General features: G+C 57.0%; 25 protein-coding genes and 1 tRNA gene. 16 read left to right on the top strand and 10 right to left on the bottom strand.

All coding sequences use genetic code 11. From position 1 onward, the window contains the following. Nucleotides 1-68: 68 nt before the first annotated feature. Nucleotides 69-956, top strand: coding sequence for an amino acid ABC transporter substrate-binding protein (locus V8J88_RS03060; RefSeq protein WP_338847703.1), 888 nt, complete (start codon nt 69-71; stop codon nt 954-956). 24 nt (nt 957-980) lie between these two features. Further along, the gene (locus tag V8J88_RS03055) at nt 981-2,135 is read left to right on the top strand and encodes a porin (RefSeq protein WP_338847702.1); all 1,155 of its coding nucleotides are present in this window, start codon (nt 981-983) and stop codon (nt 2,133-2,135) included. A gap of 16 nt (nt 2,136-2,151) precedes the next feature. Here V8J88_RS03055 and V8J88_RS03050 read toward each other — a convergent pair whose 3' ends face one another. Beyond that, nucleotides 2,152-2,979 (bottom strand): DUF2306 domain-containing protein, encoded by an 828-nt coding sequence (locus tag V8J88_RS03050; protein WP_338847700.1) that lies wholly within the window; start codon nt 2,977-2,979, stop codon nt 2,152-2,154. Between the two features lie 138 nt (nt 2,980-3,117). Between V8J88_RS03050 and V8J88_RS03045 the strand changes: the two genes are divergently transcribed. After that, nucleotides 3,118-4,149 (top strand): histidine kinase, encoded by a 1,032-nt coding sequence (locus V8J88_RS03045; protein WP_338847699.1) that lies wholly within the window; start codon nt 3,118-3,120, stop codon nt 4,147-4,149. Continuing rightward, on the top strand, nt 4,140-4,925 hold the full coding sequence (locus tag V8J88_RS03040) for a LytTR family DNA-binding domain-containing protein (RefSeq protein ID WP_338847698.1): 786 nt from the start codon (nt 4,140-4,142) through the stop codon (nt 4,923-4,925). The genes V8J88_RS03045 and V8J88_RS03040 overlap by 10 nt, the downstream gene beginning before the upstream one ends. Before the next feature lie 286 nt (nt 4,926-5,211). Here V8J88_RS03040 and V8J88_RS03035 read toward each other — a convergent pair whose 3' ends face one another. The 3 genes from V8J88_RS03035 to V8J88_RS03025 are packed head-to-tail and all read right to left on the bottom strand — an operon-like array spanning nt 5,212 to nt 7,760. Then, nucleotides 5,212-6,009, bottom strand: a complete 798-nt coding sequence (locus tag V8J88_RS03035; RefSeq protein ID WP_338847697.1) for an ABC transporter ATP-binding protein — start codon at nt 6,007-6,009, stop codon at nt 5,212-5,214. Then, nucleotides 6,006-6,824: an ABC transporter permease gene (locus V8J88_RS03030; RefSeq protein WP_338847696.1), complete on the bottom strand. Its 819-nt coding sequence runs from the start codon at nt 6,822-6,824 to the stop codon at nt 6,006-6,008. The genes V8J88_RS03035 and V8J88_RS03030 overlap by 4 nt, the downstream gene beginning before the upstream one ends. A gap of 9 nt (nt 6,825-6,833) precedes the next feature. Then, on the bottom strand, nt 6,834-7,760 hold the full coding sequence (locus tag V8J88_RS03025) for an ABC transporter substrate-binding protein (RefSeq protein ID WP_338849826.1): 927 nt from the start codon (nt 7,758-7,760) through the stop codon (nt 6,834-6,836). Nucleotides 7,761-7,991: 231 nt separating this feature from the next. Between V8J88_RS03025 and ffh the strand changes: the two genes are divergently transcribed. Together ffh and V8J88_RS03015 are read left to right on the top strand one after the other, a co-directional pair. Further along, entirely contained in the window at nt 7,992-9,356 is a 1,365-nt protein-coding gene (gene ffh / locus V8J88_RS03020; RefSeq protein WP_338847695.1) for a signal recognition particle protein, read from the top strand. A 197-nt stretch (nt 9,357-9,553) separates the two neighbouring features. Beyond that, nucleotides 9,554-9,937, top strand: coding sequence for an SWIB/MDM2 domain-containing protein (locus tag V8J88_RS03015; RefSeq protein ID WP_338847694.1), 384 nt, complete (start codon nt 9,554-9,556; stop codon nt 9,935-9,937). Between the two features lie 230 nt (nt 9,938-10,167). Here V8J88_RS03015 and V8J88_RS03010 read toward each other — a convergent pair whose 3' ends face one another. Both V8J88_RS03010 and V8J88_RS03005 read right to left on the bottom strand, forming a co-directional pair. Continuing rightward, nucleotides 10,168-10,836 carry a lytic transglycosylase domain-containing protein gene (locus V8J88_RS03010; protein ID WP_338847693.1) on the bottom strand — a complete coding sequence of 223 codons (669 nt, stop codon included), beginning with the start codon at nt 10,834-10,836 and terminating at the stop codon, nt 10,168-10,170. Next, complete coding sequence (locus V8J88_RS03005) at nt 10,836-12,569, bottom strand: proline--tRNA ligase (RefSeq protein WP_338847692.1); 1,734 nt, start codon at nt 12,567-12,569, stop codon at nt 10,836-10,838. Before V8J88_RS03005 ends, V8J88_RS03010 begins: the two co-directional genes overlap by 1 nt. A 227-nt stretch (nt 12,570-12,796) precedes the next feature. On the opposite strand from V8J88_RS03005, the gene V8J88_RS03000 reads away from it, so the two are divergent. Continuing rightward, a complete protein-coding gene (locus tag V8J88_RS03000) occupies nt 12,797-13,387 on the top strand; it encodes an RNA pyrophosphohydrolase (protein ID WP_338847691.1) in 591 nt (196 codons plus the stop codon). A gap of 37 nt (nt 13,388-13,424) precedes the next feature. Here V8J88_RS03000 and proB read toward each other — a convergent pair whose 3' ends face one another. From proB to rplU, 4 genes are all read right to left on the bottom strand, one after another. Beyond that, nucleotides 13,425-14,543 carry a glutamate 5-kinase gene (gene proB, locus V8J88_RS02995; protein WP_338849825.1) on the bottom strand — a complete coding sequence of 373 codons (1,119 nt, stop codon included), beginning with the start codon at nt 14,541-14,543 and terminating at the stop codon, nt 13,425-13,427. A gap of 35 nt (nt 14,544-14,578) precedes the next feature. Next, a complete protein-coding gene (obgE, locus tag V8J88_RS02990) occupies nt 14,579-15,694 on the bottom strand; it encodes a GTPase ObgE (protein ID WP_338847690.1) in 1,116 nt (371 codons plus the stop codon). 91 nt (nt 15,695-15,785) lie between these two features. Next, nucleotides 15,786-16,040: a 50S ribosomal protein L27 gene (gene rpmA, locus V8J88_RS02985; protein WP_338847689.1), complete on the bottom strand. Its 255-nt coding sequence runs from the start codon at nt 16,038-16,040 to the stop codon at nt 15,786-15,788. Nucleotides 16,041-16,100: 60 nt separating this feature from the next. Next, complete coding sequence (gene rplU, locus V8J88_RS02980) at nt 16,101-16,412, bottom strand: 50S ribosomal protein L21 (RefSeq protein ID WP_338847688.1); 312 nt, start codon at nt 16,410-16,412, stop codon at nt 16,101-16,103. A 206-nt stretch (nt 16,413-16,618) separates the two neighbouring features. Between rplU and ispB the strand changes: the two genes are divergently transcribed. The 9 genes from ispB (at nt 16,619) to yacG (ending at nt 25,139) form a co-directional block, all read left to right on the top strand. Beyond that, entirely contained in the window at nt 16,619-17,602 is a 984-nt protein-coding gene (gene ispB / locus V8J88_RS02975; protein WP_338847687.1) for an octaprenyl diphosphate synthase, read from the top strand. 140 nt (nt 17,603-17,742) lie between these two features. Further along, a tRNA-Pro gene (locus V8J88_RS02970) sits at nt 17,743-17,819 on the top strand. Nucleotides 17,820-17,916: 97 nt separating this feature from the next. After that, on the top strand, nt 17,917-19,191 hold the full coding sequence (locus V8J88_RS02965) for a CNNM domain-containing protein (protein WP_338847686.1): 1,275 nt from the start codon (nt 17,917-17,919) through the stop codon (nt 19,189-19,191). Between the two features lie 367 nt (nt 19,192-19,558). Further along, a complete protein-coding gene (gene pilB / locus V8J88_RS02960; RefSeq protein WP_338847684.1) occupies nt 19,559-21,259 on the top strand; it encodes a type IV-A pilus assembly ATPase PilB in 1,701 nt (566 codons plus the stop codon). A gap of 13 nt (nt 21,260-21,272) precedes the next feature. Next, nucleotides 21,273-22,499, top strand: coding sequence for a type II secretion system F family protein (locus V8J88_RS02955; RefSeq protein ID WP_338847683.1), 1,227 nt, complete (start codon nt 21,273-21,275; stop codon nt 22,497-22,499). 1 nt (nt 22,500) lies between these two features. Then, on the top strand, nt 22,501-23,430 hold the full coding sequence (locus V8J88_RS02950; protein ID WP_338847681.1) for an A24 family peptidase: 930 nt from the start codon (nt 22,501-22,503) through the stop codon (nt 23,428-23,430). After that, nucleotides 23,430-24,041 (top strand): dephospho-CoA kinase, encoded by a 612-nt coding sequence (gene coaE, locus V8J88_RS02945; protein WP_338847679.1) that lies wholly within the window; start codon nt 23,430-23,432, stop codon nt 24,039-24,041. The genes V8J88_RS02950 and coaE overlap by 1 nt, the downstream gene beginning before the upstream one ends. Before the next feature lie 134 nt (nt 24,042-24,175). Continuing rightward, nucleotides 24,176-24,931, top strand: coding sequence for a cell division protein ZapD (gene zapD, locus V8J88_RS02940; protein ID WP_338847678.1), 756 nt, complete (start codon nt 24,176-24,178; stop codon nt 24,929-24,931). 13 nt (nt 24,932-24,944) lie between these two features. Beyond that, complete coding sequence (gene yacG, locus V8J88_RS02935) at nt 24,945-25,139, top strand: DNA gyrase inhibitor YacG (RefSeq protein ID WP_338847676.1); 195 nt, start codon at nt 24,945-24,947, stop codon at nt 25,137-25,139. Nucleotides 25,140-25,178 lie beyond the last annotated feature (39 nt).

Below are 25,178 nucleotides of genomic sequence, written 5' to 3'. Positions count from 1 at the left end.
GACAACGCGATAGACATGCAGACAGGCGCGGCGCATAATTCTGCTCATCGCACTGCAGGAGCCTATCCATGCCGCCAGCCTTGCAAGCATCGCGCCGTTTCGTCTTGAGCAGTTTGCTGCTGTGCGCCAGCCCCCGGCTGTGGGCGCAAAACACGCCGCAACGCTTTATCTACCCCGCCAATGAAATCCCGAACGACACCCGGTTTGCCGATCTGATCGAAATTCTGCGCACCGCACTGGACAAAACCACGCCCGAATTCGGCCCCTACCAGCTAAGCCCGGCGCAGGAACCAATGTCAAAAGCGCGCTATATGGCTTTGCTGGAACAGGGCCGCGAACCGAATATTGTCTGGAGTTCCACCTCAATTGAATTGGAACAGCAATTCCTGCCCTTACGCATTCCGCTGCGCCGGGGCTTGCTGGGCTACCGCCTGTGTCTGATCCATCAAGAAATGCAAGAAAAACTCGATCAAGCGCTGAATCTGGCGCAACTCAAGCATTTCAGCGTGGGCCAGGGAACAAATTGGGGCGATGCGCGGATTTATGAAGCGCTCGGCATGCAAGTGGTGCGCGCCAAATACGGCAATCTGTTCGCTATGCTGGACAATCGCCGCTTTGATCTGTTTCCGCGCGGGGTGAATGAGATTTTTGCTGAATATGAACAGCATAAAGCGGCGTTTCCCAATCTGCGCATTGAAAAAAATCTGGTCTTGCACTATCCCTGGCCGTATTACTTCTTCTTTGCCAAAGGCGATGCAGCGCGCCGGCGCAGAATCGAAAGCGGCTTGCGCATGATGCTCAAAGACGGCAGTTTTCAAACTATTTTCCAAAAGCATCATGCCACTGCGCTGGCGCAGGCCGATTTGGGCCGGCGCCGGCTGCTGCGCTTGCATAATCCGCTGCTGCCGCCGCAAACCCCGCTGCAAGACGCCAGCCTGTGGCACAACTTGCGCTGACCACATTTTGAGAAGGAGCTTGCCATGACTGCCTTTTTTTCCGCGAACCAGGCGCCGTTGCGGGTGGCGCTGGCGATGTTGTGCAGCGCCCTGCCCGCGCAGGCGCAGACGAATACGCAAGTCTATGGCCGCCTCAACCTCGGTTTGACGCATTATGCCGGCTACGGCCCCGGCCACCCGGAAGGCGCGCGCCTGCACAGTCTCTCCAGCCGGCTGGGCGTGAAAGGCAGCGAAGATCTGGGACAGGGTTTGCAGGCGATTTTCATGGTGGAAAGCGGTTTTTCCGCCGACACCGGCGATGGCGGTCTGGCCAATCGCGAAGCCAGCGTCGGACTGGCCGGCCCCTGGGGCCAGGTGAAGCTCGGCTTTATGCTCTCGCCGCTGGATGATTTGCACTCGATTGCCGGCCCCGGCTGGGTCACCAGTGTGACAAATGACAATTTGAATGGTTTCTGGGCGAATGGCTACAGCAATTTATTCGCTGGCGGCGGCACGCGCGGCTGTGTGCAAGTGGCCGGGCCGGACGGCAACGCCAACAGCTTCGCCTTTGATAACCGGATCGGCAATTCGATCCGCTACGACAGTCCGCTGTTTGCCGGCGGTTGGCGTTTCGCCACCCAATATGCGCTGGGGGAAAGCAGTTGCGGGGCCAGGGCTTCGTCGAATAAATTGCAATACCAGGGACAGGGCTGGACGCTGGCGCTGGCGGCCCAGTTTCACCACCATGTGCGCGGCGAGGGCTTGAATGACGCAATCTGGATGCTGGCCGGCGGCTGGCAAATCGCGCCTGAACATTATCTGGGTTTTTGGTGGCAGACTTTGCGCTATGACAACCCCGGCTTGCAAGACTTGCGCCAGCGCGCCTGGGGCCTCAACTGGCGTCAAAGCTATGGCGCGCATCAATTTGAACTGGCGTATTACCGCGCCGGGGCCGGCAGCGGCGCGCAAACCCCGGTGTTTTCCGGCATCTACACCGGGGCGGACAGCGCCGCCGGCCTGATCTCACTGGGTTGGCGCTATAAACTCTCAAAGCGCAGCGAACTGTGGGCGCATGCGCTGCAATTGCGCAATGGCGCGGCGTCCGCCTATGAACTCGGAGCCGGCGGCAAAGCCGGCGCGCCCGGCACAATGGGCGCCAAACCGCGCGCGCTGGCGCTGGGGATGAAGCATGATTTTTGAGGGGTGGCGTCTGCACTTACAAACGCGGCAGCCACATCCCCATCATTGCCATCGCCACCCCTACGGCCATGGCGGCGGTCAAGAGCAGCAAGAGGGCGGCAAAGCCCAGGCGCGCGCCGGCGCTGCTGTTTTGCACCCGGAAATACAGCTCCAACACCGCCAGCGGCAAGAGAAATTGGGCAAAGGCCAGGAAGTCCAGAAACGGGCCGGTGAAAGTTTTGGGATCAAAACCGGCCGGGCCACGATTGACGGCAATCCAAAACATCAAGCCCACCCGGTAAAACCAGACCGCGCTGACCACCATGAACAGGCGCATGGCGTAACGCCGGTGCGCGCCAATATCGCCGCGCCGCACATAGCGTAAAGCCTGCGCCGCAAACAGCACAATCAGCAGGCCTGCGATGCTCACGCCGATGTGCTGGGCCGTGCCGCCGATCACGCCGCGCGTGGCGACCATGTACAAGCCAGCCAGACTGGCCAACACCGCCAGACTCAGATAGATGCGGCCACTGATGCGGTGCAGACGCGGCGCGCGCCGACGCACAGCCGGCAGTAATTGCACGATGCCGCACAACATGATGACGACCGCAAACAGCACATGCGCAGCCAAGGCCAGATTGCCGGCGGGATCGCCTGCTGTCCAGCCATTCGGCAGCACTTTATTCCAGTCGGTCGGCGTCCCGCGCAATAAAGCGCCGCCATAAAACAGCGCGACATACAAGGCAAACAGCAACTGGCCGGCAATCAATACGCCGCCCCAGGCGGCAAGCGCACACGTCATGGCGCGCTGCGCCAGCGGCGCCATTTTGTAAAGCACGGGTGCTGAAGTGATCACGGTGGACATGCAAAGCCTCCTTCAAAAATGTATTCAGGCCCAGCATAGGCGGCAAGCGCCCTGCAGCAATCGCGGCGCGCGCTTTATTGCGACAAACGGCGGTTTTTGCGGCTTGAAGCACGGCCTGTGCGCGGTTATGCTTGTCGCATGTCACGCACCCGCCTCCCCACCTGGCGCCAGATCGCCGCCGTTGAGCTGTACACGATTTGTGTGGCGTGGGGCTTGACCAGCCTGACGCGCCAGCCATTTTTGGATGGCGTATTGCACATGATTCCCCTCAGTCTGGCGCAATTGCTGGCCTTTTGCGCCGCCGGCGCCTGGCGCCCGTCCTGGTTGCCGCAATCGCTGGCGCGCCTCTTGTATCTGAGTTTGATCACACCGCCAGCCGCGCTGGCCATCATCGCACTGCCGAGAATAGGACGTGCCAGCGCCTATCTCGGTAAATCATATGGGCTCGCCAGCGTGATCGCGCTGACGCTGATCGGGCTGATTTTCGGCCTCTTGTTCGCCAGCGTGGCGCTGTATCTGCAGCGCAAAGCGCGCGAGCGCGCCGCAGAACGCGAGCGCATCGCATTGGAGCGCGATTTGCTGGATGCGCGCCTGCGTCTGCTGCAAGCGCAAATCGAACCGCATTTTCTGTTTAATACCCTGGCGAATGTGCTGGCGCTGGTGGAATCCGGCTCGCCGCGCGCGGCGCCGGTGTTGCGTCACTTGATCGCGTATTTGCGCGCCGCCATGCCGCGCCTGGAGCAAACCCAGGCCAGCCTGGAGCAGGAGTTGCAATTGGTGCGCGCTTATCTGGAATTGATGTGCATGCGCATGCCGGACCGCTTGCAATTCAAGCTCGACGCCGCCGCAGAGTTGCTCAGTCTGCCCCTGCCGCCGATGCTGTTGCTGACCCTGGTGGAGAATGCGGTCAAGCATGGCATTGATCCCGCCATGCACGGCGGCATGATTGAAGTCGGCGCGCAGCGCCAAGATGGGCGCGTGCTATTATGGGTCGCCGACAATGGCGTGGGCCTGTCTGAATCGGCCCAGCCCGGGGCCGGTCTCACGAATCTCAAAGCGCGTCTGCAAGCATGCTATGGCGCGCAAGCGCGGCTGGAGCTGCTGGAAGTCGCCCCCCATGGTCTGCGCGTTGAACTGCATTTTGACGACAAACAAGCTTTATGTCCCTGATTCCGCCTCCCGCCCAAGCCGGCATGCGCGCCCTGATTGCCGACGATGAACCGCTGTTGCGCGCGCATTTGCGCAGCCAATTGACGCAACTGTGGCCGGCGCTCGACTTCACGCCGGATGCGCGCAATGGCGTGGAAGCACTGGAAATATTTGAGGCGCAGCAGCCGCAAATTGTGTTTTTGGATGTGCGCATGCCCGGTCTGGATGGTGTGGCGGTGGCGCGCGCACTGGCGCGGCGCGCCCATATTGTGTTCATCACCGCTTACGAACAATATGCGCTGCAGGCGTTTGAACATGGCGCGCTGGATTATCTGCTCAAACCGCTGGAGCCGGCGCGCTTAGCCGACACCGTGGCGCGCCTGCAGGAACGCCTGCTGCGTCCCTTTGCCGCGAATCCTGCGCTGGAGGCGGTCTTGCAGCAACTCAGCGCCGCGCCGGCTGCGGCGCGCAAATGGCTGCAATGGATCAAGGCCTCAGTCGGCCCCAGCGTGCGCTTGATTCCGGTGGCGGAAGTGATTTTCCTGCGCGCCGAAGATAAATACACGATGGTGGCCTGGCAAGGCGGCCAGGCGCTGATCCGCAAAACGATTAAAGAATTGAGCGAAGAACTCGACCCGGATTGCTTTGTGCAAATCCACCGCGCCGTGATTGTGAATTTGCACTTTGTGCGCGAAGTGGTGCGCGGCGTGAATGAAACTGCTGATTTGTATTTGCGCGACTGTGATGAGGTGCTGCCGGTCAGCAGGAGTTATTTGCAGCATTTCAGGCAGATGTAAGATGTTGCAGGGAGTTTGCAACTTTGGCTTTGCCATTCCTTATCGCTCTGTTTTTCCTGTGCAGCAAAGTTGACACAGCCACTCAGCCTCAGCTTGTCGTTTTTAAAAAACCGCTCATCCTGAATTTGTCGAAAATCCGCAAAAAAACACAAGGCCAACCCTGCATCCAGAGCGGATGATGGCAAGCTTGTGACACAGCGAAATTCAAATCGGATCACAATCCCTTGGAAACGGACTGGCTGCAGCCCAGGTTTGAATCAGAATTTCCGCTTTGCGCCTGCCATCCTCAATCACAGGAAACCGCTTTACCCATTTCCGCTTGCCGGAAACGTTCCTGTTCATGCATCACCAGCGCGCCAAGTTCCCGTTTCAAGGCATTGAAATCGGCGTCCGCCGCATCCCGTGGACGGGGCAGATTGACGGTTAAGTCGCGCTTGACTGTGCCCGGGCGATAACTCATGACGATGATGCGATCCGCCAGGTAAATCGCCTCTTCTATGCTGTGTGTCACAAACAGCACGGTTTTGCCGCTTTCCTGCCAAATGCGCAGCAATTCATCCTGCAGATTGCGGCGCGTCAGGGCGTCCAGCGCGCCGAATGGCTCGTCCATCAGCAATACCGGCGAATCAAGCGCCAGCACGCGTGCAATCGCCACCCGCTGACGCATACCGCCGGATAAGTCTTTCGGGAATCGCTGCAGAAAGTCGGTGAGTCCCAATTTCCCGGCCAGCTCTGTCACGCGCGCCGCAATCGCAGCTTTGTTCTGCCCTTGAATATCCAGACCGAAGCCGATGTTTTGCGCCACCGTCATCCAGGGAAACAGCGCGTATTCCTGAAACACCATGCCGCGTTGCGGCCCCGGTCCTTGCACCTGAGCGCCGCCGACGATGATCTGGCCGCTGGAGGGTTTCAGAAAGCCGGCCACGGCATTGAGCAAGGTCGATTTACCGCAGCCGGACGGCCCCAGCAGGCAGACAAATTGGCCAGCCGGGATATGCAAGTCGATGTTTTGCAGGGCTTGCACCGGGGACTCGCCTTGGCCAAACACCTGGTTGACGTTTTGAATGCTGATCTCTGCGCTCATGAGTGCTCCAGGCCGCGATGCCAGCGCAGCAAGTGGTTGTTCAAACGGTTCATACCGCTGTCGATCAACAGGCCCAGCAGGCCGATGGTGAGCATGCCGGCAATGATTTTGTCTGACCAGAAATATTCGCGCGCTTCAGTAATGCGAAATCCCAGGCCATTATTCACCGCCACCATTTCCGCCACGATCACGACGATAAACGCGGTGCCGATGCCGATCCGCACGCCGGCTAAGATGTAGGGTACGGCGGCCGGCAGCATCACGCGCAAAAACAGGGTGGCTTTGCCTGCGCCCAGATTTTGCGCGGCGCGCAGATAGATCGCATCGACCTGGCGCACGCCGGCGATGGTGTTCATCAGCACGGGAAAAAATGCGCCGAGCGCAATCAAAAACACCGCCGGCGGATTGCCCAGGCCAAACCAGAGAATGGAGAGCGGAATGTAGGCAATCGGCGGAATCGGGCGCAACACTTGCAAGACCGGGTTCCAGAGGCGATACACGAGCGGGCTGGCGCCCATCCACAAGCCGAGCGGCAAACCCAGTCCGGCTCCGATCAGAAAGCCGGTGATCACGCGATACAAACTGCCGGCGGCGTCTCTCACCATTTCGCCCGAAATCAACCAGGCCAGCCAGGCGGCGACGCCGCCGCCTTCAAAGGCTTGCTGCGGACAAATATATTCCCACCACTTATGCGCCACCGCCCAGGGCGATGGCAACATTTGCGGATTGACCCAGCCTTGCGCTGTCACCACATGCCACAGACTCAGCAAGAACACGGGCACAATCAGCCCGCTCAAAAGATTGCGCATGCGCATCGGCGGCCCTTATTTCAGGTTCAGGCCTTTTTTGGCCTGTTCCAGCAAATCGGTTTTGACCCAGTCGCGCGCCACCGGCGGTTTGCTCATGCGGCCCACGCCATATTTGACCATGACGTCGGTGGTGATCTGGATATGCTCCGGGCTGATGTTGTAGCTGTAGGGCGAGTTGCTGATGGCGTCTTCAAAATCATCTTTGGTGATTTGATTTTTGAAGATGGTTTCACGCACGTATTTTTCCGCCAGGCCCGGATTGTCGATAAAGGTTTTCGTGCTTTCCAGGAAGCAGCGCATGAATTTTTCGGCGGTCGGGCGTTTTTCGCGGTAAAACTTTTCCGTCATGACCAGGGTGCGCACCGGTTCACCAATCGGCGTGTCATAGGGTTTCAGGATTTCCACGCCAAAACCTTTGTTGATGGCTTGCGAGGATTGCGGTTCGGATTGCATCATCGCGTCCAGGTTTTTCGCCGCCAGCGCCTGATTCAGATCAGCAAAGGCGAGATAGACAATGTGCACATCTTTGCCCGGCTGATCGCTCCAGCTCAAACCATGCTGGCCCAGCTGTGCCAGCAACAGCACTTCCTGGATGCCGCCGCGTGTGACGCCGACTTTTTTGCCTTTCAAATCGCGCACCGCTTTGATGCCGGCGTCGCTTCGGGCCACCAGGCGCGCGCCGCCACGGGCAAAACCGGCCACAACATAGACTGGCGCACCATTGGCGCGGCCGGCAATCGCGGCTTCCGAGGAGGCGGCGCCGACATCGAGTTCACCGGCGATCACCGCTTGCATGATGTCCGGGCCTTTGGCGAACACATGCTCTTCAACTTTGATGCCGCATTTGGGGGCGATTTCTTTGATGTAGGAAATCGCGCCATAGTGGGCGAATTTCAAATTCCCCAAGCGCACCACTTCTTGCGCCTGTGCTGATACAGTCATGCCGCACAACGCCACGGCAACGCCCAGAATATTCAGTTTGCGCAGGGATGTTTTCAAATTCAGACTGGTCATCATATTTCTCCAAATGTGAGTGCCGTCATGATAGCGGCAATTCGATGTTGCGACATGTTGCAGCACCGTATCTCGCCTGTGCTGCCCCTTGCGGTAAAATAGGGGGTTTATTTTTCCGCCAACCTGCCGGCTTTTGCCGGCATTGCTGAGTATGTCGCCATGTTAGACAATCTGACCCAACGCCTTGCCAAAGTCGTCAAAACGATGCGCGGCGAAGCCCGCTTAACTGAATCGAATACCGCCGAAATGCTGCGCGAAGTGCGCATGGCGCTGCTGGAGGCTGACGTGGCCTTGCCGGCGGTGCGCGAATTCATCGCCAATGTCAAGCAAAAGGCGATGGGCGAGGAAGTCATCGGTTCGCTCTCGCCAGGCCAGGCGCTGGTGGGCGTGGTGCAGCGCGAATTGGCGTCCATCATGGGCGCGGATCTGGGCGCACAGGCGGCCCAGCTCAGTTTCGCCACCCAGCCGCCGGCGATTATTCTGATGGCCGGTTTGCAGGGCGTGGGTAAAACCACCACCACCGGCAAACTGGCGCGCTGGTTGCGCGAAGAAAAGAAAAAGAAGGTGCTGACCGTTTCCGCTGACGTGTATCGCCCGGCCGCTATCGCCCAGTTGCAAACCGTGTCGGCCCAGGCCGGCGCGGATTTCTTCCCGTCGCAGGCAAGCGACAAACCGGTCGATATCGCGCTGGCGGCGCTGGATTATGCGAAAAAGCATTATCACGATGTGCTGCTGGTGGATACCGCTGGCCGGCTGGCGGTGGATGAGGCGATGATGCAGGAAATCGCCGCCTTGCATCAGGCTTTAAACCCGATTGAAACCCTGTTTGTGGTGGACGCCATGCTGGGGCAGGATGCGATCAATACCGCCAAGGCGTTTAATGACACCCTGCCGCTGACCGGGATTGTGCTGACCAAGCTGGACGGCGATTCACGCGGCGGCGCGGCGCTCTCAGTGCGCCATATCACCGGCAAACCGATTAAATTCGCCGGCGTCTCGGAAAAACTGGAAGGGTTGGAGGCATTTGACCCGCAGCGCATGGCCAACCGCATCCTCGGCATGGGCGATATTCTGGCCCTGGTGGAAGAGGCGCGCAAAGGCGTGGACATGGAGTCGGCGCAGGAGCTGGCGCAAAAAATCAAGGTCGGCGGCAAATTCGATCTGAATGATTTCAAGGCGCAACTCGGCCAGATGAAGAAGATGGGCGGGCTTTCCGGCCTGATGGACAAGCTGCCGGCGCAATTTCAGCAGATGGCGGGCGGCGCGAATATGGATCAGGCGGAACGTCAAGTGCGCCGCATGTGCGGCATCATCGATTCAATGACCCCGGCGGAACGCGCCAAGCCTGAATTGATCAAGGCCACACGCAAGCGCCGTATCGCAGTCGGGGCCGGGGTGCCGGTGCAGGAAGTCAACCGCCTGCTGACACAATACGATCAAATGCAGTCGATGATGAAGAAATTGAAGGGCGGCGGCATGATGAAAATGATGCGCAGCATGAAGGGCATGATTCCCGGCTTGTGACAGTCCTGCGCCAGACTGGGGACGCTTGGCAGGTAAAAAACGGTGGTTATGCGCCACACTTGGCGCCACAGAGAGAAATTCATACCGGAAATTGCGAAAAAACACTTGCGTCACAGGGGAAACAGCACCAATATAAGCGGGGTGCAAGAAACCGCGCATTTTCCCTGTGATAGATTGAGTTAAAAGGAGGCCCGAAGATGGCAACAAGTAAAAAACCAGCAGCAGCCAAAGCTGAACCCGCAAAGAAAGCGGCTCCGGCCAAGAAAGCCCCCGCCGCCAAACCCGCAGACAAAGCTCCCGCCAAACCCGCCGCAAAAGAAGCCCCAGCCCGCAAACCCAATGCTGCTTTCATGAAGCCGATGACCCCTTCGGCTGAATTGGCTGCCATCGTTGGCAAAGCCGGCCTGCCGCGCACTGAAGTGACGAAGAAAGTGTGGGATTACATCAAGCAGCATTCGCTGCAAGATGCCGCCAACAAGCGCATGATCAATGCTGACGACAAGCTCAAAGCTGTGTTCGGCGGCAAAGCCCAGGTCTCGATGTTTGAAATGACCAAACTGATCTCCGGCCATCTGAGCTGAAGATTTCCGGCGGTCAAGCCCGGCTTGGCCGCCGCCGCATCCGGGCAGCATGCGTTTTAAGCACATGCGCTGCGCATCGCAAGGTGCGCAGCCTGCCACCCCTGACTCACCTCCCCCGCCTTCACATCTGTTGCACGCATTCAATCTGCGTCATCTCTGCGCCTGACGCAAAATACAATCCGTCCCTTTTACGGCTGTCTCTGATCTGTCACATGCGCGGCAAACTGCGCTTATCGCAGCAGCGCCGCCGGCTTGACTTCCGGCGCGCTGTGCTGTGCGCTCAAGCTGGCGTCCACGCCATGGTATTCCCAGCGCTTCCAGGAGGCCAGCACCGCATTTGGATATTCAGGCCGGCCCCGGCTGCCGTTATAACGCCCCAGCGCCAGATAATAATTACCGCCCTCCATGTCCAGATACATGCGCATGATCTGGCAGCCGTAACGCAAATTGGTTTGCATATGGAACAGTTTGCGGCGGTCGCCATCGCCAATCGCATTGGTCCAGAACGGCATCACTTGCATATAGCCGCGCGCGCCGGCAATCGAGACGGCGTATTTGCGAAAGCCGGATTCAACTTGGATCAGGCCGAGCACCATGGAAGGGTCCAGCCCGGCGCGGCGCGCTTCATACCATAGGGTTTCCAGGAATTCACGCCGGGTTTGCACATCCGGCACACGGCGCGCTAAACGCTGCGACATTTCTGTCAACCAGCGCAGATACAAGATGCGCTGGTTGATATCTGCAAACTGCGGGCGCGGCGGACGCGCATCGGCAATCGCATTGGATAATGCGATGCGCACGCCATCGGCCAGTTTTTCCTCTTTTTGATTACCGGCATACGCTGCCGGGGCAGCCAGCAAAGCTGCGCCCAGCACACTGCAATACAACAACTTGCGCATCAGGCCGCCAATTTTTCTTGCAGGAAAGACAGGATGTCAGCTGCGGCGATATTCACCGCTTCCGCATCGCGCCGGCCCTGGTATTCCAGATTGCCGTCTTTCAAGCCGCGCTCGCCGATCACCACGCGGTGCGGCACGCCGATCAATTCCCAATCAGCAAACATGGCGCCGGGGCGCAGGCCGCGATCGTCCAAAATCACATCCACACCTGCCGCTTGCAGGCTGGCGTAGAGTTTGTCGGTCTCAGCTTTTACCTGTTCGCTGCGATCGTAACCCATCGGGCACAGCACCAGGGTGAAGGGAGCAATCGATGCCGGCCAGATAATGCCCTTGTCGTCATAGTTCTGCTCAATTGCCGCGCCCAGAATGCGGGTCACGCCGATGCCATAACAGCCCATCTGGATCAATTGCGGTTTGCCGTTTTCATCCAGATAGGTGGCTTGCATATCTTCCGAATAGCGTGTGCCGAGTTGGAACACATGGCCGACTTCGATGCCGCGTTCAATCGCCAGCACGCCTTTGCCGTCCGGGCTGGGATCGCCTTCCACCACATTGCGCAGATCCGCCACTTCCGGCTCGGCCAGGTCACGCCCCCAATTCACGCCGGTGTAGTGGTAGCCGGCTTCATTCGCGCCGCAAACAAAATCACTCATCACCGCCACACTGCGATCAGCGATGATGCGCACGCCTTGCGCGCCGATCGGGCCGAGATAGCCGGGCTTGCTGCCGAAAGCTTGCAGGATTTCGCTTTCGGTGGCGAAGCGGAAGCCTTCTTTCATGCCTTCCAGCTTGCCGACTTTGACTTCGTTCATATCATGGTCGCCACGCAAGAGCAGCAATACAATCTGGTTGGCGGGTTTGCCGTCAACTTCGCGGTCGCACGCCAAGACCACAGATTTCACGGTGCGCTGCAAATCCAGATTCAGGAAAGCGGCCACATCTTCGCAGCGCTCTTTGCCTGGCGTCGCGGTTTTTTCCAGAGCTTGAGCAGGCGCGCTGCGCGGCGTTTGCGGCGCCAGTGCTTCAGCGGCTTCAATATTCGCAGCAAAATCCGATTGCGGGCAGTACACCAGGGCGTCTTCGCCTGTACCGGCGATGACGTGGAATTCGTGCGAGCCGGAACCGCCGATCGCGCCATTGTCTGCCGCCACGGCGCGGAATTTCAAGCCGAAGCGGCTGAAAATGCGCACATAAGCGGCATACATCGCTTCATACGACTTTTGCATGCCGGCCACATCGCGGTCAAATGAATACGCGTCTTTCATGGTGAATTCACGCCCGCGCATCAGACCGAAACGGGGACGGCGCTCATCGCGGAATTTGGTTTGAATGTGGTAAAAATTCAAGGGCAGCTGGCGATAGGATTTGATTTCGCCGCGCACCACATCGGTAATGACCTCTTCGGAAGTCGGCTGGATCGCATAGTCGCGCCCATGGCGATCTTTGACGCGCATCAATTCCGGCCCCATTTTGTCCCAGCGCCCGGTTTCCTGCCACAACTCGGCCGGTTGCACCACCGGCATCAAGAGTTCGAGCGCGCCGGCGCGATTCATTTCCTCGCGCACGATGTTTTCGACTTTGCGGATGATGCGCAAGCCCAGCGGCATATACGTATAGATGCCGGAACCCAGGCGTTTAATCATACCGGCGCGCATCATCAGCTTATGACTTACGATCTCAGCGTCGGCGGGAGCTTCTTTCAATGTGGAAATAAAATATTGGGAGGCACGCATAACAGTAATTCTTTTGAAAAGAGGAGGGTTATAATCATCCCAATTTTAAAGGATTAGCTGGCTGATGCGACCATACTTTCTTCAATTGTGCGCTGAGCCATTGTTTTGCGTGATTCGCAGAACCGAAATGATGCAGCAGGCTCGGGCAAGGCGCAGCTTTGCGCCCTTGAAGACAACACAGAAAGAAAGGTTAGCAGCGGCACGGCACAGACACACGAGGTGATAACATGCTGGATCGTGAAGGGTTCCGCCCCAACGTCGGCATCATTTTGCTCAACGCGCACAATCAGGTGTGGTGGGGCAAGCGGGTGCGTGAGCACTCATGGCAATTCCCGCAGGGCGGCATCAAATATGGTGAGACGCCCGAGCAGGCGATGTACCGTGAGTTGGAAGAAGAAATCGGCCTGCGCCAGGAACATGTGAAAATCGTGGGCCGCACGCGCGACTGGTTGCGTTATGAAGTGCCGGATCATTTCATTAAACGTGAAATCCGTGGCCATTATCGCGGGCAAAAACAAATCTGGTTTTTGCTGCGCATGCAGGCCAAAGATTCGCAGGTGAATTTGCGCCTGACCGATCACCCGGAATTCGACGCCTGGCGCTGGCATGAATATTGGGTGCCGATGGATGTGGTGATTGAGTTCAAGCGAGATGTGTACCAGCGCGCTTTGCAGGAATTGTCGCGTTTTGTGCACTGGAAAGAAAAAACCGGCGGCCAGCGGAACACGGCGCGCTATCTGCGCCAGCCGCACGGCCCACGCCAGCAGGAAGACCGGGCGGTGAATTTGCTTGTGCCGGAAGCATTGGCCAAGACTTGATAAAAAAAGCGGATCAGCCGATCCGCTTTTTTTATGCTTACAGCAAAACCAGATTATCGCGATGGATTAATTCCGGCCCTTCCACAAAGCCTAAAATCGCCTCAATTTCACTGGAGGGTTTGCGCATAATGCGGCGCGCTTCGCTGCTGCCGTAATTGCACAGGCCGCGCGCGATTTCACGCCCATCCTGCGCCACACAGGATAACACCGCACCGCGCGAAAATTCGCCACGCACCTCAATCACCCCCACCGGCAATAAAGACTTGCCTTCCGCACTCAGTTTTTGCACTGCGCCCTCATCCAGCACTAATTGGCCGGCAGTGTGCAAGTGGTCGCTCATCCACTGTTTGCGCGCTGTGGTGCGTGCAGTTTGCGCCAGCAGCTGGGTGCCAATCGCCTCGCCTTGCGCTAAGCGCACCAGGACGTTATCTTCGCGCCCCCAGGCAATGATGGTGTGCGCGCCGGAACCGGCTGCGCGTTTGGCGGCAAGGATTTTGGTCAACATGCCGCCGCGCCCGATCGCGCTGCCGGCGCCGCCGGCCATGGTTTCCAGCTTTTCATCGCCTGCGCGCCCTTCGGCAATCAAATACGCCGCCGGATCTTTACGCGGATCGGCGGAATACAAGCCTTTTTGATCCGTCAAAATCACCAGCGCATCCGCTTCCACCAGATTCGCCACCAGAGCGCCCAAGGTATCGTTGTCGCCAAATTTGATTTCATCCGTAACCACGGTGTCGTTTTCATTGATCACCGGCGTCACCTGCAAAGACAGTAGCGTGAGCAGGGTGGAACGTGCATTCAGATAGCGTTCACGATCTGCCAAATCGGCATGCGTGAGCAAGACCTGGGCGCTTTTGACATGATGCGCAGCAAAACTGCTCTCATAGATTTGCGCCAGGCCCATTTGACCGACAGCGGCGCAGGCTTGCAATTCATGCACATCGGTCGGGCGCTTTTGAAAGCCTAAGCGCAACATACCTTCGGCAATTGCGCCGGAACTGACCAACACCACTTCTTTGCCCATGTGGCGCAAGTTTGCGATTTGTTCAGCCCAGCGCGCAATCGCTTCCTGATCCAATCCCCGCCCTTCGTTTGTCACCAGCGAAGAACCCACTTTCACAATCAGGCGGCGCGCCTGTTGCAATACACTGCGAATTTCACTCATGCCATCTCCCGTTTGCCAACTCAGTATTAATACTCGTCGAGCACCTTGAAACGGGGGTCTTCAGGGTCGATTGAATCAATTGCGCGCACAGCTTGCGCCATGCGGGTTTCCGCCGCACGTTGCTCGGCGTGCTTTTTCTGCTCCAGATGCTGGTAAATCGCATTCACCAGTTCCTGGCAGCCGGTATGCGAGAGCGCAGAAATTTCAAACACCGGGCCTTTCCAGGCAAAGCGTTTGATAAAGTCTTTCACCCGCTTGACACGCGCATCGTCATCCAGCACGTCAATTTTGTTCAGCACCAGCCAGCGCGGTTTATCCGCCAGACTTTCATCATATTTTTTCAATTCTTTGACCAGCGCTTTGGCTTGCTTGACCGGATCGACGCCTTCTTCAAACGGCGACAGATCAACAATATGCAACAGCAGGCCGGTGCGCTGCAAATGGCGCAGGAATTGATGGCCCAAGCCCGCCCCTTCCGCCGCGCCTTCGATCAAGCCGGGAATGTCGGCGATCACAAAGCTTCGTTCATGGCTGACGCGCACCACGCCCAGATTCGGGTGCAGTGTGGTGAAGGGATAGTCGGCAATTTTTGGCCGCGCATTGGATACGGCGGTGATAAAGGTGGATTTGCCGGCATTCGGCATGCCAAGCAGGCCGACATCGGCCAGCACTTTGAGTTCGAGACGCAAATCGCGCCGCTCGCCCGGCTTGCCATCGCTCTTTTGGCGCGGCGCGCGGTTGACCGAACTCTTGAAATGGATATTACCCCAGCCGCCCTCGCCGCCCTTGGCCAACAATTCAGTCTGGCCGTGCTCAGTCAGATCAGCAATCAGCTCGCCGGTATTATCGTCATGAATCAGGGTGCCGACCGGCATGCGCAAATAGACATCCTCAGCCCCTTTGCCGTAACAATCCGAACCCCGGCCATTTTCGCCCCGGTCTGCGCGGTACATTTTTGAATAGCGGTAATCAACCAGGGTGTTGATATTGCGGTCCGCCACTACCCAGATACTGCCGCCCCTGCCGCCGTCGCCGCCATCCGGACCACCGAAAGGGCGAAATTTTTCGCGACAAAAGGAAGCGACACCATTTCCGCCATCCCCGGCGACGACTTCAATTTTTGCTTCGTCGATGAATTTCATTGCGGTGCTCCAAAATGAAAAAAGTCCGGCCAACGGCCGGACCAGCGTAACAACGTCCGCACCAGCGGCGCGGACGGAGAAAGCGTGCAGATTATGCGACGACGCTGACGTACTGGTGTTGGCCGACGCCCTTCACCACGAATTGTACCTTGCCGTCCTTCAGTGCGAACAGGGTGTGGTCTTTGCCCACGCCCACGTTGTCGCCAGCGCGCACGCGGGTGCCGCGTTGACGGACGATGATGCCGCCGGCGTTGATGGCTTGACCGCCATACACTTTAACGCCAAGTCGTTTCGATTCTGAATCGCGGCCGTTGCGCGTAGTGCCGCCGCCTTTTTTGTGTGCCATGGATAGCTCCTGGAAACTTGTGAATAAATGGACGCAAAACCCGGATTAACCGGCCTTGACTCAACCGTTGATCGCCAGGATCTCGAGTTCAGTGTAATTTTGGCGATGGCCTTGACGTTTTTGATAGTGCTTACGACGACGCATCTTGAAAATCCGCACTTTGTCGTGACGACCGTGGGAAGCCACTTTCACCAGCACCTTGGCGCCTTCGACCAGCGGCGCACCAAACTTAATGGTTTCGCCAGCGCCCACTGCGAGCACTTGGTCAATGGTGAGCTCGGAACCAATGTCAGCAGGTATCTGTTCTACTTTGAGTTTTTCGCCAACGGCAACTTTATACTGTTTGCCGCCGGTTTTTATGACCGCGTACATGATTGGAAACCTCATCAAATAATGAATGAAAATCCCGCAAAGCAATTTACAAACGCAAATAGTCCTGCAGGGAATCCGCAATTCTAGCAAGCTTTCAGAAATACGTCAAACCGCCCTGCCCGGACAATGCCGCAGCCCGCTGCGCTTGCGCCAGCGCCCCATCGTATATAATTGCGGCCAACTTTTTTCAATATCGCAGGTTCGCCTTGGCTTCTCATCACATCCAAAAGAATACGATTGCCGAAACTATCGCTGGCGATATGCAGGCGGTCGATGCAGTCATCCGCCGCCAGCTTCATTCCGATGTGGCGCTGGTCAATCAAATCGCCGAATACATCATCAGCGCCGGCGGCAAACGCATCCGCCCCGCCCTGGTGCTGCTGGTGGCGAACTGCTTCCAATATCGCGGCGAACACCATCATTTGCTGGCGGCGGTGGTGGAATTCATTCACACCGCCACCTTGCTGCATGATGATGTGGTGGACGAATCCTCCATGCGGCGCGGACGGCAAACCGCCAACGCCCTGTTCGGCAATGCCGCCTCAGTATTGGTGGGAGATTTCCTGTATTCGCGCGCCTTCCAGATGATGGTTTCAGTGGACAGCATGCGCGTCATGCAGATTCTGGCCAACGCCACCAATATCATCGCCGAAGGCGAAGTGCTGCAATTATTGAATATGCACGACCCGGATGTTACAGAGGAACGCTATCTGGAAGTGATCCGTTGCAAAACCGCGAAACTGTTTGAAGCCGCCGGCGAACTCGGCGCCCTGATTGCCGGCGCCAGCGAGGAACACATCGCCGCCGCCGCAGAATATGGCCGCTCAATCGGCTCCGCCTTCCAATTGATTGATGATGTGCTGGATTATTCCGGCAACGCCAGCCAGATCGGCAAAAACGTCGGCGACGATTTGCGCGAAGGCAAACCGACCCTGCCGCTGATCTGGCTGATGCAACATGGCAGCGCCAGCGAGCGCGCACTGGTGCGCAATTGTATCGAACAGGGTGATGAGTCGCATTTTGACGACATCCTGCACGCCATCACCCACTCCGGCGCGCTGGAGTACACCCGTCAGCAGGCTCTGGCGGCGGCGGAAAAAGCGCGCGACGCAATTTCCGGATTTCCTCCTGGCGTTTTCAAAGAAAGTCTGCTACAATTATGCTCTTTCGCAGTTGACAGAAACCATTAACCTTCTTAATGCGCATTTGTCAACAGCAAAACGGGATAGCAAGTAATTCAAAAGTACTTGCGGATTTCAAAAAAATCTGTGTATAATCTCGTTTCTTCAGACAGCGATGAAAATCAAAAAAGATTGACATCGCATCAATTCGGGGTGTAGCTTAGCCTGGTAGAGCGCTACGTTCGGGACGTAGAGGCCGGAGGTTCGAATCCTCTCACCCCGACCATTTCCTTTTCGGATAAACATAAAACCATGCAACAACAAGTGCTGAATATCAGCTGATCTTGACTTGCATTGGTTTTCAACGATACAGCAGCGAACGATTGGACACCATTCCCTTATGGGCGCAATTGCTTGCGCTGGCCCTGCTGATTCTCTGCTCGGCCTTTTTCGCCATGGCCGAGACTGCCCTGATGGCGGCCAACCGTCACAAATTGCGCCATCTGGCGAAAAACGGCAATCAACGCGCCATCACCACGCTCTGGCTGCTGGAACGCACAGATAAATTGTTGTTGCTGGTGCTGATCGCCAATATTCTGCTCAACGCCCTCATCGCCGCACTGCTGACATCCATGGCCATCTCCGCTTTCGGCCATGAGGAAAGCGTGATTTTCCTGACCGCCGCCGCGATCGCTTTTTTGCTGATTGTGTTTGCTGAAATTCCGCCCAAGGTGATCGGCGCCACCCACCCGGAAAAAATTTCCCTGCTCTCCAGCTTGCTCATTAAACCGCTGATGCGGCTGGGCAAGCCGGCCATCTGGTTTGTGAATCTGTTTGTGTCGCGCCTGTTGTTGCTGTTGCGCATCAAACCCGGCGCCCAAGCGTCCGAACTGCCGCGCCTCTCGCCTGAAGAGCTGCGTTCGATTGTGTTAGAAGGCGGCAATTTCATTCCGCAAAAACACAAAAGCATTTTGCTCAATCTGTTTGACCTGGAGACTATTTCGGTTGACGACATCATGACGCCGCGCGCGCAGATTGAAGCGCTGAATCTGGCCGCCCCGGCAGCCGACATCAAGCAGCAGCTGGCCACTTGCTATCACAACAAGCTGCCAGTGTATGAAGGCGAAATCAACCGGATTGTCGGCATTCTGCATGTGCGCAAGGCCTTAGCCCTGCTCAACACAGAGGAATTCAGCGCTGCCCACATCCGTCCGCTGCTGTCAACGCCATACTACATTCCACCGGATACAGGCTTATTCGCCCAACTTCAGTATTTTCAGGAAAAACGCGAGCGTCTGGGCATCATCGTGGACGAATATGGCGAAGTGCAGGGTCTGGTGACGCTGGAAGACATTATTGAGGAAATGATTGGCGAATTCACCACCTCAACCCCGGGCGGGAACGAGGCTTTCAGCTGGAACGCGCAGCGCAGCTGTCAACTGGAAGGCGGCGTTGCGTTGCGTGAAGTCAACAAACGGCTGGACTTGCATCTGCCACTGGATGGGCCGAAAACTTTGAATGGCCTGTTGCTGGAAATCCTGCAGGAAATTCCGGATCACCCGGTCGCCGTGCGGATTGATGATTGTGTTTTTGAAATTGTGCAGGCGCAACATCAGGCCATCAAAACTGTGAAACTGATCAGTTTGAACAAACATTGATCCAATTCCTTGCAATTACAGCAAAAACTATGCATGCCGCAATCTGCGCAAGATTCTGCAACACTCCCAGCAATTCCTTTACAAATCAGAGGGGCCAAGGCATGATTTGGATAAAGCGATCAAGCGTTTTGCAGCTTTTTTTTGGTTAAAATGCAAAGCTTAAGAAAGCGGCTTGCAAGCTGAGGAAGTTTGCCGGCCCTGTAGAACAAGCGCGTCACTGCCGTAATGAGCGCCAGGGCAGCCGGATTTCACTGCCGCAAGCAGCTTATACCGCAGAGCAGCCCGGGCTTGCATAAACCAAGATGAATAACCAACCGGTAAACTGAACATGGCAGCAGTTCCTCCTTCACCAGCTTCAGGCGGGATCATGCCCGGCCTTGCGCGAGCGCTGCTTCAGGCAGGGCGCTTAACGCCACAGCAGGCTGATGCTGCGCACAAGAAGGCGGTCGCGGAAAAAACCCCCTTCATAGACACTCTGCTGAGCAGCGGCGCAATCGACTCCCGTTCACTGGCTGCATTTTGCTCTGAGACATTCGGCTACCCGATGCTGGATTTGCAGGCGGTCAATCTGGCCAATCTGCCGCAAAAGCTGATTGATCCCAAATTAATGCAGTCGCAACGCGTACTGGCGCTGGCTAAACGCGGCAACAAAATCACCGTCGGCATCGCCGACCCCACCAACACCCAGGCCCTGGATCAAATCAAATTCCAAACCGAATCCACGGTTGAGCCGGTGATCGTACAACACGATGCGCTGAATCAAATTCTGGTGGCGATGGGTAAGAGCGCTGAGCAAAGCATCAGCGAAATGATGGGCGATGAGCAGGATATCAATTTTGGCGATGAGGAAGATGCGGCGGCAGCGGCGGCAGCGGCTGACAGCAACGCCAACAGCGACATTGATGACGCCCCCATCGTTAAATTCCTGAATAAGATTTTGATGGATGCCATCAATCTGGGCGCATCCGATATTCACTTCGAGCCATACGAAAAGTTTTACCGTATCCGCATGCGGGTCGACGGCGTCTTGCGCGAACATGCGCAACCGCCCCTGTCGATCCGCGAAAAGCTGGTGGCGCGTATCAAAGTGTTGTCGAAACTGGACATTTCGGAAAAACGCGTGCCGCAGGATGGCCGCATGAAGTTGATCCTGTCCGCCACCAAATCCATCGACTTCCGCGTCAGCACGCTGCCCACCCTGTTCGGCGAAAAAACGGTGATGCGTATTCTTGACGCCACCCAGGCGCAGTTGGGGATTGATGCGCTGGGCTATGAGCCGGAGCAAAAACGCATTTTGCTGGATGCCATTGAACGCCCGTATGGCATGGTGCTGGTGACCGGGCCGACCGGTTCAGGCAAAACCGTGTCGCTGTACACCTGCCTGAATGTGATCAACAAACCCGGCATCAATATTTCAACCGCAGAAGACCCTGCGGAAATCAACCTGCCCGGCATTAATCAGGTGAATGTGAATGATAAAGCCGGCTTGACCTTCGCCGCTGCGCTCAAATCCTTCCTGCGTCAGGATCCTGACGTGATCATGGTGGGTGAGATCCGCGATCTGGAAACTGCGGATATTGCGATTAAAGCGGCGCAAACCGGCCATATGGTGTTTTCCACCCTGCACACGAATGACGCGCCGTCAACCCTGGTGCGCCTGATGAATATGGGGGTGGCGCCTTTCAATATCGCCTCCTCCATCATTCTGATCACCGCGCAACGTCTGGCGCGCCGTCTGTGCACCTGCAAAAAGCAGGTCGAAGTGTTGCCGGAAATTCTGCTGGCGGCGGGCTTTAAAGAAGAAGAGGTGGATGGCAGCTGGCAGCCCTATGAACCGGTCGGCTGCGAACGCTGTAATGGTTTGGGCTATAAGGGCCGGGTTGGCATTTATCAGATCATGCCAATCACCGAAGCAATTGAAAAGCTGATTCTGACTGGCGGTACGGCGATGGATATCGCCCAGCAATCCGAAGCGGAAGGCGTGCGCTCACTGCGCCAGGCCGGTTTGGTTAAAGTAAGAAGCGGCGTCACCAGCCTGGAAGAAGTGCTGGGCTGCACCAACGAATAACAGGAGACGGAAGATGGCAACCTCGGCAGGCAAATCCCTGGCAGGCGTGAAAGAACAGATTTTCGCCTGGGAAGGCAAAGACAAGACCGGCAAAAAAGTCAAAGGCGAAATGCGCGCCGGCGGCGAAGCCGTGGTCAATGTCACCCTGCGCAAGCAGGGCATCATGGTCACCAGCATCAAGAAAAAGAGTTTCAAGAGCGGCAAAAAAATCACCGATAAAGACATCACCCTGTTCACCCGCCAATTGGCGACAATGATGAAATCGGGCGTTCCGCTGTTGCAAGCCTTTGATATCGTCGGACGCGGCCACGCCAACCCTTCAGTGGCGAAATTGATTCTGGACTTGCGCGCGGATATTGAAACCGGCACCAGCATGAGCCAGGCTTTCCGCAAATATCCTTTGTATTTCGATGCGCTGTTTTGCAATCTGGTCGGGGCTGGCGAACAGGCCGGTATTCTGGAAGATCTGCTGACCCGGCTTGCTGTGTACAAGGAAAAAACCCTGGCCATCAAGGCCAAGATCAAATCCGCCCTGTTCTATCCGGTCTCGATTCTGGCCGTGGCTTTTGTGGTGACCTCAGTGATCATGATCTGGGTGGTGCCGGCGTTTAAAGATGTGTTTAAAAACTTCGGCGCCGACTTGCCCGCCCCCACGGTATTCGTGATCACGATTTCTGACTTTGTCGTGAAGTACTGGTACATCATTTTCGGCTCCATCTTCGCAGGTCTGTACATGTTCTTCCAGAGTTGGCGACGCTCATTGCAAATGCAAAGAGCCATGGACCGCCTGTTGCTGCAAGTGCCGGTGTTTGGCGATGTGGTGCGCAAAGCCACTATTGCACGCTGGACACGCACCCTGGCCACCATGTTCGCCGCCGGCGTACCGCTGGTTGACTCACTGGATTCGGTGGGCGGCGCGTCCGGCAATGCCGTCTATCTTGATGCCACCAAGAAAATTCAAAGCGAGGTCAGCACGGGCACCAGCCTGACCGTAGCGATGCAAAATGCCGATGTGTTCCCCTCCATGGTGACGCAGATGGTGGCGATTGGCGAAGAATCGGGCGCACTCGACTCCATGCTTGGCAAAGTGGCCGACTTCTATGAAGAGGAAGTGGATGACGCGGTGGCTTCGCTGTCATCTTTGATGGAACCGATGATCATGGTGATTCTGGGCGGCTTGATTGGCGGCCTGGTGGTAGCGATGTATCTGCCGATTTTCAAACTCGGTTCTGTGGTCTGATATGGAATTTTTGTTCGCCCCGCCTGGCAGTATCGGGCCAGCCATGCTGGCGCTGCTGTTTGGTTTGATGATCGGCAGTTTTTTGAATGTGTTAATCCACCGCATGCCGCGTATGTGGCAACGCGAGTTTGATAACTATGTGGTGGATCAGCTTAACCATCTCAAACCAGACAGCGCGCTGCAGGGTTTGCGCCAGGATTGCAGTCACTGCGGCCAGCCGGCGTCCAAAGAAGCGCTGCCACTGCCGCACACAGACCGTTACGACTGGATCGTGCCGCGCTCAGCCTGCCCGCATTGCGGCCACAAAATCACCCCGCTGGAAAATATTCCGGTTATAAGCTGGCTTTTTCTGCGCGGCAAATGCAGCGCCTGCAAAGCGCCGATATCTGTCCGCTATCCTGCCGTCGAACTGCTGACAGGTTTGTTGGCGGCCTTGCTGGCTTGGCGCTTTGGCACCGGATGGTATGGTCTGGGCGCGCTGCTGTTTCTGTTTTTACTGATCCCGATCACGTTTATTGATATCGATATCAAAGAAATTCCCGATGACTTGAGCTATCTCTTGTTATGGAGCGGCTTGCTGATCAATATGATCACCGGTCTGGTCAGCCTGCCCAACGCCGTGCTCGGGGCCGTGATCGGCTACATGTCTTTATGGACGGTAAACTACCTGTTTGAGTTGATATTAAAGAAGCAAGGCATGGGCAATGGCGACTTCAAGCTGCTGGCTGCGCTGGGCGCCTGGTTTGGCTGGCAATCCCTGATCCCCATCATATTAATGTCCTCTGTCGTCGGGATTTTCGGTTTTGTCATCGCCAACCTGATTGATCGCCGTCCAGACAAGGGGCAAATGCCATTTGGCCCGTATCTGGCGGCAGCAGGCTTGATTTATATGCTGTACCGCCCCGCCATTCTGAATTTACTGAGCATGTGATGGCGCCGCGTTTCACAGTAGGCGTCAGCGGCGGCATCGGCAGCGGCAAGAGCAGCGTCACGCGTCTGTTTGAAGAATTGGGCGTGCCGGTGATCGACACCGATATTCTGGCGCACCAGCTGACAGCGCCGGGCGGCGCCGCGATGCCGGCGATTGTGGCGGCATTCGGCCCGCAATTTATGCAAGCGGACGGCGCACTGGATCGTGCGCGTATGCGTGCGCAAGCATTTGCACAAACCGACGCGCGTGAAAAGTTGCAGCAAATCCTGCACCCATTGATCCAGCAAGCGGCGCAAACCTGCGCCGAAGCGGCCAGCGGCCCCTATCTGATGTTCGCGATTCCGCTTTTAGTCGAATCCGGCCACTGGCGCCAAAAGCTGCACCGCGTACTGGTGGTGGATTGCAGTGAAGCGCAGCAAATCGAACGCGTGATGGCGCGCAATGCGTTCAGCCGCGAACAAGTACTGGCCATTATGGCGGCGCAAGCCAGCCGGCAGGCGCGCTTGGCCGCCGCCGATGACGTGATCGACAACAGCGCAGGCCCGGAAAATTTGCCATCGCAAGTTGCGCTGCTGCATCAACGCTATCTGGAACTTGCCAAAACAATATGAATTAACAGAAAATCCGGCGCGCTTCCGTGCTTTGCACAGGAAAATGCGTGCAGAGTGTGGAGGACATTTGTAATTTTGCGCAGATTCGTTCAGAATCATGAGATTCTTTGCCCCCACCTTAAAGGGATGTCATTTTGATTGTCTACGAATACCCTTTCAACGAGCGGATACGCACGTTGTTGCGGTTGGAAGACCTGTACGAGAAATTCCAGTTCTTTTTGCATCAAGAACATCCACTGCAACACCATGTTGCCTTATCCACCATCTTCGAGATGCTCGAAGTGGCTGGTCGCGCCGATTTGAAATCGGATTTGCTGCAAGAACTCGAAAGACAAAGACAAAGTCTGATGGGTTACAAATCCAATCCGAATGTGCAAGTGGATGCGCTCAACGCCATCCTGGATGAGCTTGACCGCGCCACCGCAGCACTTTCCACCGCACAAGGCAAAATCGGCCAGAATGTGCGCGACAATGAATGGCTGATGAGCATCCGGGGCCGCACCATCATCCCCGGCGGCGCATGTGAATTTGACCTGCCGTCCTATCACGCCTGGCAGCAGCACAGCGCCGAAGCGCGTTACAGGGACATCGCGCACTGGTTCGCACCGCTGTTGCCGCTGTTTGATGCGCTCTGTCTGGTGTTGCGCCTGCTGCGCGACTCCGGCGGCCCGGTGAAAATGATTGCGCATGCCGGCAGCTATCAACAAATGCTGCAAGGCAAGGTATATCAGATGCTGCGCCTGACGCTGGATGGCGGATTGGGTGCGATTCCTGAAATCTCCGCCAATAAATATATGCTGTGGGTGCGCTTCACCTCCCAGGATGGCGATATGAAACCGCGCCCGCTGGAAGATGATGTCCCGTTTCAACTCACACTGTGTAATTTCTGATTGATTTCAAGCCATGCCCACCACTGTCAATTGTCCCCGCTGCGCCGCATCCGTGGTGTGGAGCAGCGATTCCCCCTGGCGCCCCTTCTGCAGCGAACGCTGCAAACTGGCCGACCTTGGCGCCTGGGCCAATGAAGAATACCGGATCAGCAAAACCGCTCAGGAAGCCGATCCCGAAGCCGCCCCGCCCGGCCCCGCCCAACACTGAAGCCCCGCCACGCTGCAGCGCCGGCTACGTAGTATCCCC

The organism is Massilia sp. W12 (assembly GCF_037300705.1).
Lineage (GTDB): Bacteria > Pseudomonadota > Gammaproteobacteria > Burkholderiales > Burkholderiaceae_D > JACPVY01.
This window is presented reverse-complemented; position numbering and strand designations above follow the sequence as displayed.

Excerpts from the sequence above, each read along its gene's own strand:
- V8J88_RS03030 (WP_338847696.1), bottom strand. The coding sequence starts at position 6,824 with ATGCGCATGCGCAATCTTTTGAGCGGGCTGATTGTGCCCGTGTTCTTG.
- V8J88_RS03025 (WP_338849826.1), bottom strand. The coding sequence starts at position 7,760 with ATGACTGTATCAGCACAGGCGCAAGAAGTGGTGCGCTTGGGGAATTTG.
- V8J88_RS03040 (WP_338847698.1), top strand. The coding sequence starts at position 4,140 with ATGTCCCTGATTCCGCCTCCCGCCCAAGCCGGCATGCGCGCCCTGATT.
- V8J88_RS03055 (WP_338847702.1), top strand. The coding sequence starts at position 981 with ATGACTGCCTTTTTTTCCGCGAACCAGGCGCCGTTGCGGGTGGCGCTG.
- V8J88_RS03045 (WP_338847699.1), top strand. The coding sequence starts at position 3,118 with ATGTCACGCACCCGCCTCCCCACCTGGCGCCAGATCGCCGCCGTTGAG.
- V8J88_RS03035 (WP_338847697.1), bottom strand. The coding sequence starts at position 6,009 with ATGAGCGCAGAGATCAGCATTCAAAACGTCAACCAGGTGTTTGGCCAA.
- yacG (WP_338847676.1), top strand. The coding sequence starts at position 24,945 with ATGCCCACCACTGTCAATTGTCCCCGCTGCGCCGCATCCGTGGTGTGG.
- obgE (WP_338847690.1), bottom strand. The coding sequence starts at position 15,694 with ATGAAATTCATCGACGAAGCAAAAATTGAAGTCGTCGCCGGGGATGGC.
- V8J88_RS02955 (WP_338847683.1), top strand. The coding sequence starts at position 21,273 with ATGGCAACCTCGGCAGGCAAATCCCTGGCAGGCGTGAAAGAACAGATT.
- V8J88_RS03000 (WP_338847691.1), top strand. The coding sequence starts at position 12,797 with ATGCTGGATCGTGAAGGGTTCCGCCCCAACGTCGGCATCATTTTGCTC.
- pilB (WP_338847684.1), top strand. The coding sequence starts at position 19,559 with ATGCCCGGCCTTGCGCGAGCGCTGCTTCAGGCAGGGCGCTTAACGCCA.
- V8J88_RS03060 (WP_338847703.1), top strand. The coding sequence starts at position 69 with ATGCCGCCAGCCTTGCAAGCATCGCGCCGTTTCGTCTTGAGCAGTTTG.
- V8J88_RS03010 (WP_338847693.1), bottom strand. The coding sequence starts at position 10,836 with ATGCGCAAGTTGTTGTATTGCAGTGTGCTGGGCGCAGCTTTGCTGGCT.
- V8J88_RS03050 (WP_338847700.1), bottom strand. The coding sequence starts at position 2,979 with ATGTCCACCGTGATCACTTCAGCACCCGTGCTTTACAAAATGGCGCCG.
- V8J88_RS03005 (WP_338847692.1), bottom strand. The coding sequence starts at position 12,569 with ATGCGTGCCTCCCAATATTTTATTTCCACATTGAAAGAAGCTCCCGCC.
- V8J88_RS02950 (WP_338847681.1), top strand. The coding sequence starts at position 22,501 with ATGGAATTTTTGTTCGCCCCGCCTGGCAGTATCGGGCCAGCCATGCTG.
- ffh (WP_338847695.1), top strand. The coding sequence starts at position 7,992 with ATGTTAGACAATCTGACCCAACGCCTTGCCAAAGTCGTCAAAACGATG.
- V8J88_RS03015 (WP_338847694.1), top strand. The coding sequence starts at position 9,554 with ATGGCAACAAGTAAAAAACCAGCAGCAGCCAAAGCTGAACCCGCAAAG.
- coaE (WP_338847679.1), top strand. The coding sequence starts at position 23,430 with ATGGCGCCGCGTTTCACAGTAGGCGTCAGCGGCGGCATCGGCAGCGGC.
- rplU (WP_338847688.1), bottom strand. The coding sequence starts at position 16,412 with ATGTACGCGGTCATAAAAACCGGCGGCAAACAGTATAAAGTTGCCGTT.
- rpmA (WP_338847689.1), bottom strand. The coding sequence starts at position 16,040 with ATGGCACACAAAAAAGGCGGCGGCACTACGCGCAACGGCCGCGATTCA.